This window comes from Rhodococcus sp. WS3 (genome assembly GCF_003797085.1).
Classification (GTDB): Bacteria; Actinomycetota; Actinomycetes; order Mycobacteriales; family Mycobacteriaceae; genus Rhodococcus_F; species Rhodococcus_F globerula.
Window position 1 is genome coordinate 1,855,532 of sequence record NZ_RKMA01000001.1, and the last position, 10,894, is coordinate 1,866,425.

A 10,894-nucleotide genomic window follows, 5' to 3' on the forward strand; every position below is an offset into this window, starting at 1 on the left:
TCCATCATGACCTTGCTCGTGCGCGGTATCGAATGGTCGGATCCGGCAGCTCCTCGTATCCGCCTCGTCGACGACACAACCGGCGACACCACGTTCTTCACGCACACGTCGGTATTCCGGTTTTCTGTGGACGAGCGCCGGGGACGGCGGTGCCTCGGGTGGCGCGACATGACGGCCGACGGACCCGGTTACCTCCCGTGCGATCGAGGCGCGAAGGTGACCAGCGGACGCCAATGTGACCGGTGCAGAAATCGCGAAGGATTCACAAGCGTTCACCAGGCTCACGTGAACGGTGCGCACATTCACCCGAATGTGCGCACCTACCTCACCCAGCCACAATGGCTGTATATCGACATCTTCGCCGGTGGCCGGATGAAGGTGGGGACGGCGTCGCAGTTCCGCAAGTACCCGCGCGTCGCGGAGCAAGGCGCCGCAGCCGCCCTGTACGTCGCCGGTTCGACGGACGGTTACAACATTCGAACTCTCGAAGCTGACGTGTCGAGGCAGTTTCACCTGAGCCAGGCGATCCGCACATCCCGCAAACTCGAGGCACTGACAAACAGAATCGACACCGCTGCGTTGCGCAACGAGTTGCAACAGTTCATTGTCTCGAACCGAGAAGAGTTGTCCTACATCGGATCCGGGATCGAGGGCATCGAGATTTTCGAACAGCCCGAGGTCTGGACACCACCGGCCTGCTCGCAGATCGTTTTCGACGCCACCCCGGCGCTGATGTATCCCCATTCCTTCGAATCGGGTGAGCACTCTCTATACCTCGAAGGCCTGACCGGGCCGGTGGCACTGTTCCGTACCGATACCGACCCGGAATCCCCTCACTTTGTCGCAGACATCTCGGCACTGGTCGGACGTACCGTCACGGTGGGCAACTTCGACTCTCCGGGCGTCGCAATTCAGGAATCACTGTTCTGACGGTCGTGTGAAGGTTGCCTTCAGCAGCTTCCGGCGACCGCTGCGTCGAATCCGCGCGTTACCTCGGCCTGCTCGTCGGCGGACAGAGTCGACCATTCCGGGTAAGCCTGGATCGACGTCAGCATGTCGTTCGCCAGCGACTCACGGGTCAGTCCGATGTCGTCGCCTGATTCGTCGATCGCCTGCTGATATCCGTCGAGAAACTTGAGGACGTCGTTGCAGGCTTGCTCGTACGTGCGCGGAAGCCCCGCTACCGCGGTGCCCTCGGTAGCGGTAACGCCATCTGTATCGGTCGCCGGCGCAGTGGACGTCAGAGTCCCCACTTCGGTCGGCGTCCCGCCGTCGGAACCGCAGGCCACCAGCGCTATCAATGAACAGGCTCCGATGAACCCGACAATCGTTTTCTTCATCTCTTCAGAATGCCAGAGCTGACTGGGCAGCCGAGCCGCAGAGCCCCGGCCCCGATCGCGACACCGTGATAGTCTTACGTAGCTGCAAGGTAACTAGGGGCGGGTTTCCGCAGTCTCCTACTCGATTCGAGCGGGATGTACCGTAGAAGAGATTCGTCTCAAAAGGGGTAGAGGCTTGTGGGACTCTTTCGTAAGCGCGGATCCCGAGAAGAAGACGACGATCGTGAGGCGAGCCTCGATCGCGAAGACCCAGGGTATGCCGTGTGGTTCTCGAACGTATCCGATTCGGAGGGCCAACCTATCCCGTACAAACGGCCACTGACGTCCCCGGTTTATCCGCAACTTCAGCCGCCCCCGCTCGACCCACCGACAGTGGTTCCGCCACCCCTTTCCGGTTCCGCCGGCGAGTGGCTGACCGCCGATCGTATCGGTGAGGACGAAACAATAAATGTGTCTCTATCTGCGCATTACGGACCTATTTCGCAAAACTCACAAGCAGGACAAACCCCTCGCGCGCTGGATCCCACCCGCCCTCAATCCCCGCCGAAGAATGTACCGATGACTTCGCCGCCGAAGCATCAACTCGAGTCGCAGCGCTCGCCTGCGCCCTACCCCGCACCCCATAAAGGAGAAGCAATGAGCAACATCGACAAGGTCCTCGGCGAACTGATGCGTATCGACGGCGCCACAGGTGCAGCCGTCGTCGACGCCGACAGCGGCATGGTTCTCGGCATGGCCGGAAACCCGTCCTTCAGCCTCGAATACGCCGGTGCCGGAAACTCCGAAGTTGTGCGCGCAAAGCTCCGCACGATGAGTAACCTGGGAATTACCGACACCCTCGAAGACATCCTGATCACCCTGACCACCCAGTACCATCTCATCCGCGTGATCGAGACGCCCGGAATGTCCACACTCTTCGTGTACCTCGTCCTCGAACGCACGCGCGCGAACCTGGCACTGGCTCGCCACAAGCTGGGTGAGCAGACTCCCAAGATCGAGATCTGAGCAACTCGTTCCACAGGCCCGGAAGTCGATACCGACTTCCGGGCCTTTGTGTTGCTTCGGCGCTCCGCCCGACTCCCTGTTTCAGAGCGAACGTACCTCTCGGCGCATCCAAGGCGACGAAAGGTGCGTTCGCTCGGTCTGTTTCGGTCCACTTCGTCCGCTTCAGACCGAAATGTCGCGAATGACATACTTGTAGTTCGTCTCTAAACAGAAATGAGCTCTCGACACATGTCACGCACGGCAATCAGCAGGCGCAGCGCAGCTGCTGTTTCGATCGGCTTTGTTGCCGCACTGATCCTCGGAGGGTGTTCCAGCTCGTCAGCCGCCGAAACCGGCAGTCTCGGTTCAGGTATCGGATCCGGTGTCACCACCAGCTCGTCGGTGCTCACGAGCGACAATGCTGCTGTATCCGCCGCTTCCGCACTGTTGGCGCAAATTCCGATCAAGGGACGCGCCCCCAAAACCGGATACGACCGCGCGTTGTTCGGCACAGCCTGGACCGACGATGTCGACGTCGAGTTCGGCCACAACGGCTGCGACACCCGTAACGACATCCTGGCCCGCGACCTGACTGCCCTCACGTACAAGGACGGCAACCGGTGCACGGTGCAGACCGGAACGCTCGAGGATCAGTACACCAACACCACGATTGCCTTCACCCGTGGTCAAGACACGTCGTCAGCAGTCCAGATCGACCACGTCGTAGCGCTGTCCGACGCCTGGCAGAAGGGCGCTCAACAACTCGACACGCAGACGCGCACCAACCTCGCCAACGACCCACGCAACCTGCGAGCCGTCGACGGTCCCGCCAACCAACAAAAATCCGATTCCGACGCCTCGTCGTGGCTGCCGCCCAACCGGGGATACCGCTGCCAGTACGTCGCTGCGCAGGTCGAGGTAAAAGCCGCGTACAGATTGTGGGTGACCCAGGCCGAACACGACACCATCGCCGGAATCCTCCAGGACTGCACGGGAACTGCTCCGGTGCAGCCCGCCACATCCCCGCCACTTGTCACGTCCAAGCCGATTGTCACCTCGGCTCCGGCAGCGGCGGTGACCGCGCCGTTCAAGAACTGCGCGGCGGCCAAAGCTGCGGGCGCAGCTCCCGTACGTATCGGTGACCCCGGCTACGGTGCCCACCTCGACGGCGACGGCGACGGCGTGGCCTGCGAGAAGTAACCGCCTGCGGGAAGTAACGCTCAGCCAGGTGTGTCCTCGATCGTCCACTGAGGATGCTCCCGCTGCGGCGTGACGCTGATCGCGCGGTAGGAGTAGCCGTCCTGCTGCGTGATCTCCCAGGTGAAGTCGACGGTTTCACCGACAAACAGTTCCCTGTATCCGCCACGGATCATCCGCGAATGGCCGGGCTTCAGTTCAGGCAACGCGTCGGCCCAGATATGGGAGTAGAAGGCCCAGCAGCCGCCGGGCGTATCAGCGGATTCGATCACGCCCCAACCTTGCTCGCCGTTCCAGATCGAGACGGTTCCCTTGCTCATCGTTCGATACTCGCACGGCAGCCTGGCCCCTGACGAGCAGATTCACACTCTCCCCTCCCGGGAGGGTAGGGTCTGACGATCTCGTAAGGACGGAACCCTGATGGCTGCAACCACACTCGACACCACCGCCGACGACGGCACCGTACGGTCTGCGCTGCGCTCGCCCCGGCGCCTCAAAACCGAAGTGCTCGGCGGCCTCGTTGTTGCCCTGGCACTTATCCCCGAGGCGATTTCGTTCTCGATCATCGCCGGTGTGGATCCGCGGGTGGGTCTGTTCGCGTCGTTCACCATGGCCGTCACCATCGCGATTGTCGGTGGCCGTCCGGCGATGATCTCGGCAGCCACGGGCGCAGTTGCACTGGTTGTAGCGCCCCTGACGCGGGATTACGGCATCGACTACCTCATTGCCACTGTTCTGCTGGCCGGAGTCCTGCAAATCGTGCTGAGTCTGCTCGGGGTGGCAAAACTGATGCGGTTCATTCCGCGCAGTGTGATGGTGGGATTTGTCAACGCACTCGCGATCCTGATCTTCATCACCCAGATTCCCCACCTGATCGGTGTGCCGTGGCTGGTCTATCCACTTCTTGTGTGCGCCATGCTGATTCTGATATTCCTCCCCAAACTGACCACCGCTGTCCCGGCGCCGCTGGTGGCCATCGTCGTGCTGACCGCGGTAACAGCCGTCTTCTCGTTCGACGTGCCCAATGTCGGTGACGAGGGCGAACTTCCGTCGAGCTTGCCGACTTTGATGTTCCCCGACGTCCCACTGACGATGCACACGCTCTCGATCATCGCGCCGTTTGCTCTGGCCATGGCATTGGTCGGACTTCTCGAATCATTGATGACTGCAAAGCTTGTCGACGACATCACCGACACTCACTCGAACAAGACTCGCGAGGGCTGGGGGCAGGGAGTTGCCAACATCGTCACCGGAATCTTCGGCGGCATGGGCGGTTGCGCAATGATCGGACAGACGATGATCAACGTCAAGGTCTCAGGAGCGCGAACCCGGATTTCCACCTTTCTGGCCGGAGTGTTCCTGCTGATCCTGGTGGTCGGCCTCGGCGATGTGGTGGCCTTGATCCCCATGGCTGTTCTGGTCGCAGTGATGATCATGGTGTCCGTCGGCACCCTCGATTGGCACAGCATCAATCCTAAAACTCTGCGGCGCATGCCCCTTGGCGAGACCGTCGTCATGCTCGTGACCGTCGCCGTCACGGTAGCGACGGAAAACCTCGCGTACGGCGTCATCGTCGGAGTCATCACAGCCATGGTGATATTTGCCCGTCGCGTCGCTCATCTGACCGAGGTGGTCGACATTGCGCATCCCGACGAGAACACGCGGGTCTACGCGGTGCGCGGCGAACTGTTCTTCGCGTCGAGCAATGACCTGATCTACCAGTTCGACTACGCCGGCGACCCGCAGAACGTGATCATCGATCTCTCCGGCGCCCATATCTGGGATGCGTCCACCGTCGCTACGCTGGACGCGATCACCACAAAATATGCAGCTCGTGGCAAGAACGTCGAGATCGTCGGCCTGGACGCCGCATCCGCGGAACGTCACGTCCACTTGTCCGGCCGGATGGGAGCAGGTCACTGACATGGAAAACAAGCCCATGAGGATCGGCCAGGTTGCCGAGCGCACCGAATTGTCGATCAAAACCATTCGCCACTACGACGATGTCGGGTTGGTGACGCCATCCGAGCGCAGCGGCGGGGGTTTCCGGCTCTACACCGAATCCGACGTCGAACGCCTGCTCGTGATTCGGCGGATGAAGCCACTCGGATTCACCCTGGACGAGATGAAACAGCTGCTCGAATCCTTGTCGATCCTGGCCGACGACGCCGCTGATCCCCTATCGCGGACCACGGCAACCGAATTCATCTCGGCCTGCCATACGCGCGCCGAGGACAGCTGCAACCACCTGCGCAAACAGCTTGCCTACGCCGAGGAGTTGACGGCAGTGCTCGCAGCACCGATTTCGGCAGAGTTCCCGGCACAACTGCGTCCCTGAACTAGGCTGGACACATGGCCAGATACTTCGATGTCCACCCGCACGACCCGCAGCCGCGTGCGATCAGCCAGATCGTCGCAATGCTTCGGGACGATGCCCTCATCGCGTACCCGACAGATTCCTGCTACGCCTTGGGCAGCCGGATGGACAACCACGGTGGCGTTGATCGGATTCGCGACATCAGGGCGCTGCGCTCCGATCACCATTTCACCTTGGTGTGCGCGGACTTCTCACAGCTCGGCCACTTCGTGCATGTGAACAACGCCGCGTTTCGCGCTGTAAAAGCTGCCACGCCAGGGCAATACACGTTCATCCTGCCCGCAACCAAGGAAGTGCCGCGGCGCCTTGCACATCCGAAGAAGAAAACCGTCGGCGTGCGAATCCCGAACCATCCGGTAGTGCGTGCCCTTTTGCACGAACTCGGCGAACCGCTGCTCTCGAGCACCCTGATATTGCCCGGTGCAGAAGAACCCATGACGGATGGTTGGCTGATCAAGGAAGAACTCGACAACCAGCTCGACGCCGTTATCGACTCGGGCGATTGTGGCACAGAACCGACAACTGTCGTCGACTTCTCGTCCGGTGCACCGGAGGTTGTCCGCGTCGGCGGCGGCGACCCGTCACGTTTCGAGTAAGCGCTTCGATTTCATGTCGCAATCTCAGGATCTGGTCGGCGCTGTACTCGGATTGTCGATCGGCACCATAACCCTGGTGGCCGTTGCATCGCTGATCGCGAAGTTTCCCGGCGACGAGCCGAACTCCGTGATGGGAATACGCACCAAAGCAACAATGTCGAGCCCCGAAGCTTGGCAGCAGGCCCATCAGGCCGCCCGCCCAGGACTGCGGCGGGCAACATGGATTGCGCTGGCCGGCTTTGCTGTTCAGCTTGGCATCGCCATCACGATCGGCGTCGGGACTGCTGCTTCTGCGACGGCGGCCGCAGTCGTGTTTGCCGCGGTGACGGTCGCGATCCTGGCTGCCGCACTGACCGGCAACGGGGTCGCGCGAGAAATTCAGTGCCGCAACTGAATCCGCTCTCCTAGGTGGGAATCAGGACACTGGCAACAAACGCCTTCACCAGAGCCCGCTCGTCACGCGCGTCGACGCCAGGCACCATGAGGAGCGAGAGAATGACTCGTACCGTCCACTTCGCCTGAGCCGCGTCGGCACTGCTGCCGAGGAACGCGGCGCCCAATCCGTTGATGACCTCCGACGAATTCGCAAGCTCACCGGCCAGACTCGCATCGCCCGGCAAAAACCACACCGCCAGGGTCGGGGTACTGCGCACCGCGGCCACCGCCGAGAGAATCGCCGTTTCGAGTCGCTCGCGCGGATCGGTGATCGGCGCAACAGTCGTGGCAATGGCAGCACCCAGCGTGCGAGCCTCACGGTGAACAAACGCAACGTGCAGGGCCTGCCGATTCTCGAAATAGCGGTACAGAGTGGCCCGGGAACAACCTGCAGCAGAGGCTATCTCAGCCATTCCCACCGCGCCTACGCCCTTCTCGACAAACAACAATGCCGCGCTGTCGAGAATCTTCTCGGCAGCAGCAATGGCCCGGCCGTCCCCCAGCCAGTCGCTGCTCACGACGCGTTCACCGACAGCGGAGCCGTCAGCGGACGGCGGACGTAGTTTCCCGGTGCGTAGGTCATCGCGTCGATGTCGACGTGGAAGTCGGGAATGCGAGCCAGCAACTCTTCCAACGCAACTCGTGCTTGCATACGAGCAGCCGACGCACCCAGACAGTGATGTGCTCCGTGACTGAACGTCAAGATCTTCTGCGGTTTGCGCAGCACATCGAGTTCACCGGCATCGGGGCCGTACTTCGACGGGTCACGATTAGCTGCTCCGTACATCAACAGGACCTTGCGCCCGGCCGGAATAGTCTTGCCACCCAAGCTCACATCGCGGGTGACGGTTCGAGCAAGACCCTGCACCGGCGACGTGAGTCGCAACAGTTCCTCGACCGCGTCGGTGATCAGTTCCGGATCGTCGATCAGAAGCTGACGCTGGTCGACTCGCTCGGTCAGCATCGCCACCGAACCGCCCAACATCCCTGTTGTGGTGTCGTTTCCGCCTGCCACCATGGTGAACGCAAATCCCAGGATCGACAGCAAACCACTGATGTCCCCCTCCTCGCCGAGTCCTGCCGCCAGAAGGTGTGAAATCGTGTCGTCGCCCGGTTCCACCTTGCGTCGCTCGACCAACGACGCGAAGTACATCATCAACTCACCGGTCGCGGCCTGCGCCGTTGTTGCTGCGGCGAGCGCACCCCCGGCAGAATTGGCCGCAACGATCGCCTCCGTCCACCCGTCGAACTGGTCGCGATCGGATTCCGGAACCCCCAGGTAGTGCGCAACAACCATCGACGGCAGTGGCTTGAAAAGTTCGACGACGATGTCACCGCCGCCGCGAGCTTTCAGTGCCTCGATGCGCTCGACGACAAACTCCCGAACCATCGGCTCGACGGCAGACACCTGGCGGGGCGTGAATCCCTTGGAGACCATGCGGCGGAACTCCGACTGAGCCGGCGGATCCTGCATCACAAAAGGCGGATTGTCCTGCATACCTATCTGTTCCAGCTCGCCGTAGACGGTGGTCAGACCCTTGGCGGACGAGTACGTCTGATAATCCCGCGCTGCGTTGTAGACATCCTCGTGGCGCGTGAGAACCCAATAGTCATCGCCGGGCGCCTCGGGGACCACATGATGAACGGGGTCGTACTCACGCAAGGCGTCGTACATCGCCCAGGGCGATCGCCAGGATTCCCCCGTCGACGGAACAAACCGTGGCAAGTGTGACACAGATGACGTCATGCCTCGACTATGAGACAGAATCATGATTATGTCAATGCTTGGTGTTCAATGCTTGGTGCTCATGGGATGCATCCGCCGCATTATCGTGTTGCCATGAGCACGGAGCACAGTTCCAGCAGCAAGACCCGCACCGTTGTCGCAGTCCTCCTCCCCCGCGAACACCTGCCCTTTATCCGCGATTGGTGCGTGCACCACATCGAACAGGGATGGGACATCGTGTTGTACGACAACACCGGCTCCGTTGGATCGTCGCGGCGCAGCAGCGCCTTCAGCCTGAACCGGTGGCACGGAGGAAGCGTCGACAAGCGCGGAAACTCCTACGGCGCGTACACCGAAACACTGTCCGACAGTGACGTTCAAGCAGCATTTCGCCGCGAACTGCAGGGCCTCCCGGTCACGGTCGTCGAATGGCAACCCCGGAATACGGAAGGCCGGATAGTGCACGGCCAGGTCGAGGCATACGTCGACTACATCACGAGATTTCGCACCACTGTCGCCTGGAGCGCCTTCATCGACGCCGACGAATACCTCCAGCACGCACCGGGATTGAACTGGGACGACCTACTGCACGCTGCATCGGAACAGGACTGCCACCGCATCCAACTCGACGCACTGGTCTACGAATCACGCTGGACCAGCCGCGGAGAACCACGCGAACTGCGAAGCCTCACATGCCAAGGGCTGCAAGAGTACGGCTGCAAGAACATCGTTCGCCTGTCGGAAGTTCTCGAGGCCGACATTCACTGGTACTGGCAAACCACGGGGGAAGACACCCGCATCACACCGGACCGCTCGCTCTTCTGGTTCCGTCACTACCGCGGCAGCGAGGCAGTCCTCGACCTCACGCCGAAGAAGAACTACACCCGGCCGGACACTGCCGAAAGTCTGGAAGTTCCGCAGGCCCGCATCCAATGAATGTGTCTGCAAGACACAGATATTGGAACGGCAGATAGACCTCCGGCCCGCGACCTGTTGCCAGTTCGCGGGCCGGAGAAACAACTACGGGATCAGAGCATGCCCGAAATGATGGCGTTGAGGCCAATCAGTGCAGCTGCGCCGGTAGCAACACCTGCGAGTGCCTGAATGATCGGCTTTGCAACCTCAAGTGCCGCCAAGGTCTCGTCAGAAGAACCCATGTCTAACTCCTCATCATGGAATGTGTACGCGTGCCGCGCGCCCGGTGTGTAACCGCGCTCACATTAGCTGTAAGACGGCCGAATTTAAAAGCGGTTCCACTGAGTGGGATATAGATCACATCCCGACCAGTAAGAAGCCAGGAGAAATACTGCGCGGAGGAGGCAACCATTCGGGGACCGCTAAATGACGAGCAGGAGAACAACAGTGGGCAAATTGGACGGAAAAGTGGCGCTCATCACAGGCGCCGGCCAAGGCGTTGGGCAGGGAGTCGCATTTGCCCTGGCCAAGGAAGGTGCGTCCATTGCAGTTGTCGGTCGCACCGAATCGAAGCTCGTGGACACGTGCAAGGAAATCGCCGACCGTGGTGGCCGCGCCGAGCCGGTGCTGGCCGATGTCAGCGACGGAGACTCCATCACCGCTGCTGTTGACCGAACCGTCGAACTGTTCGGCGGCGTCGACATCCTCGTCAACAACGCGAGCCTGAACCCCTTGGGCAACATTCTGGATCTGACGCCCGAGAAGCTGGCTGCCGGACTCGAGTCCGGGCCCGTGGCAACTCTGCGCACGATGCAGGCGTGCTACCCGTCGATGAAGGCCCGTGGCGGCGGCGCGATCATCAACATGGTCAGCTCGGTGGCCGTTCGGTGGGACGCCAGCGGCTACGGCGGGTACGCGGCCGTCAAGGAGTCCGTGCGTGCGCTCACGCGTGCAGCAGCCTGCGAGTGGGGTGTGGACGGGATCCGTGTTCTTGCTGTCGCGCCACACGCGTCGTCGCCCGGTTTGCAGCGGTGGGCCGAGGCTCGCCCCGAGGAAGCAGCGGCCTTCGTTGCCAGCATTCCGATGCGCCGCATCGGTGACTGCGAAAACGACATCGGCACTGCCGTCGCGTTCCTCGTCGGACCCGATGCCGGTTACCTGACCGGTGCCACAATCCCGCTCGACGGTGGACAGTCCCGCTGGGGATGACAGAACTGTCAGCGGCCCTGGATCGATTACCGATTCAGGGCCGTTCGACTGTGCTTTTACTACGATCACCCAGCAATGTCCTGTCCTCAGCCGTTGATCGGTGAAATACAAATGC

Annotated in this window: 14 protein-coding genes; 9 read left to right on the top strand and 5 right to left on the bottom strand. The window is 61.5% G+C overall.

Features of this window, described 5'->3' with window-relative positions:
- Window positions 1-6: 6 nt before the first annotated feature.
- Window positions 7-930, top strand: a complete 924-nt coding sequence (locus tag EEB13_RS08340) for a DUF2797 domain-containing protein (protein WP_092803060.1) — start codon at window positions 7-9, stop codon at window positions 928-930.
- 20 nt (window positions 931-950) lie between these two features.
- Here EEB13_RS08340 and EEB13_RS08345 read toward each other — a convergent pair whose 3' ends face one another.
- Window positions 951-1,340: a hypothetical protein gene (locus EEB13_RS08345; RefSeq protein ID WP_141485027.1), complete on the bottom strand. Its 390-nt coding sequence runs from the start codon at window positions 1,338-1,340 to the stop codon at window positions 951-953.
- Window positions 1,341-1,976: 636 nt separating this feature from the next.
- Between EEB13_RS08345 and EEB13_RS31970 the strand changes: the two genes are divergently transcribed.
- Both EEB13_RS31970 and EEB13_RS08355 read left to right on the top strand, forming a co-directional pair.
- Window positions 1,977-2,345, top strand: a complete 369-nt coding sequence (locus EEB13_RS31970) for a hypothetical protein (RefSeq protein ID WP_204368951.1) — start codon at window positions 1,977-1,979, stop codon at window positions 2,343-2,345.
- Window positions 2,346-2,573: 228 nt separating this feature from the next.
- On the top strand, window positions 2,574-3,524 hold the full coding sequence (locus EEB13_RS08355; protein ID WP_187328517.1) for a DUF1524 domain-containing protein: 951 nt from the start codon (window positions 2,574-2,576) through the stop codon (window positions 3,522-3,524).
- A 20-nt stretch (window positions 3,525-3,544) separates the two neighbouring features.
- On the opposite strand, the gene EEB13_RS08360 is transcribed toward EEB13_RS08355, so the two are convergent.
- Window positions 3,545-3,841, bottom strand: a complete 297-nt coding sequence (locus tag EEB13_RS08360) for a hypothetical protein (RefSeq protein ID WP_045064566.1) — start codon at window positions 3,839-3,841, stop codon at window positions 3,545-3,547.
- Window positions 3,842-3,941: 100 nt separating this feature from the next.
- Here EEB13_RS08360 and EEB13_RS08365 point away from each other — a divergent pair, with 100 nt between their 5' ends.
- Genes EEB13_RS08365 through EEB13_RS08380 form a run of 4 tightly spaced genes read left to right on the top strand, consistent with a single transcriptional unit; the run spans window position 3,942 to window position 6,888 of the window.
- Entirely contained in the window at window positions 3,942-5,444 is a 1,503-nt protein-coding gene (locus EEB13_RS08365; protein ID WP_095886989.1) for a SulP family inorganic anion transporter, read from the top strand.
- A 16-nt stretch (window positions 5,445-5,460) separates the two neighbouring features.
- Entirely contained in the window at window positions 5,461-5,859 is a 399-nt protein-coding gene (locus EEB13_RS08370; RefSeq protein WP_033231837.1) for a MerR family transcriptional regulator, read from the top strand.
- A gap of 14 nt (window positions 5,860-5,873) precedes the next feature.
- On the top strand, window positions 5,874-6,494 hold the full coding sequence (locus EEB13_RS08375) for an L-threonylcarbamoyladenylate synthase (protein ID WP_033231670.1): 621 nt from the start codon (window positions 5,874-5,876) through the stop codon (window positions 6,492-6,494).
- A gap of 13 nt (window positions 6,495-6,507) precedes the next feature.
- Complete coding sequence (locus EEB13_RS08380) at window positions 6,508-6,888, top strand: SdpI family protein (RefSeq protein WP_116103568.1); 381 nt, start codon at window positions 6,508-6,510, stop codon at window positions 6,886-6,888.
- Between the two features lie 10 nt (window positions 6,889-6,898).
- On the opposite strand, the gene EEB13_RS08385 is transcribed toward EEB13_RS08380, so the two are convergent.
- Together EEB13_RS08385 and EEB13_RS08390 are read right to left on the bottom strand one after the other, a co-directional pair.
- Window positions 6,899-7,447: a TetR/AcrR family transcriptional regulator gene (locus tag EEB13_RS08385; RefSeq protein ID WP_033231672.1), complete on the bottom strand. Its 549-nt coding sequence runs from the start codon at window positions 7,445-7,447 to the stop codon at window positions 6,899-6,901.
- Window positions 7,444-8,676, bottom strand: a complete 1,233-nt coding sequence (locus EEB13_RS08390; protein ID WP_033231673.1) for a cytochrome P450 — start codon at window positions 8,674-8,676, stop codon at window positions 7,444-7,446. The genes EEB13_RS08385 and EEB13_RS08390 overlap by 4 nt, the downstream gene beginning before the upstream one ends.
- Before the next feature lie 93 nt (window positions 8,677-8,769).
- Here EEB13_RS08390 and EEB13_RS08395 point away from each other — a divergent pair, with 93 nt between their 5' ends.
- A complete protein-coding gene (locus tag EEB13_RS08395; RefSeq protein WP_141485029.1) occupies window positions 8,770-9,591 on the top strand; it encodes a glycosyltransferase family 92 protein in 822 nt (273 codons plus the stop codon).
- A gap of 92 nt (window positions 9,592-9,683) precedes the next feature.
- Here the strand turns inward: EEB13_RS08395 and EEB13_RS31975 are convergent, their stop codons facing one another.
- Window positions 9,684-9,812, bottom strand: coding sequence for a hypothetical protein (locus EEB13_RS31975; RefSeq protein ID WP_261984474.1), 129 nt, complete (start codon window positions 9,810-9,812; stop codon window positions 9,684-9,686).
- Window positions 9,813-10,017: 205 nt separating this feature from the next.
- On the opposite strand from EEB13_RS31975, the gene EEB13_RS08400 reads away from it, so the two are divergent.
- Window positions 10,018-10,779 carry an SDR family NAD(P)-dependent oxidoreductase gene (locus tag EEB13_RS08400; protein WP_033231674.1) on the top strand — a complete coding sequence of 254 codons (762 nt, stop codon included), beginning with the start codon at window positions 10,018-10,020 and terminating at the stop codon, window positions 10,777-10,779.
- Window positions 10,780-10,894: the final 115 nt, after the last annotated feature.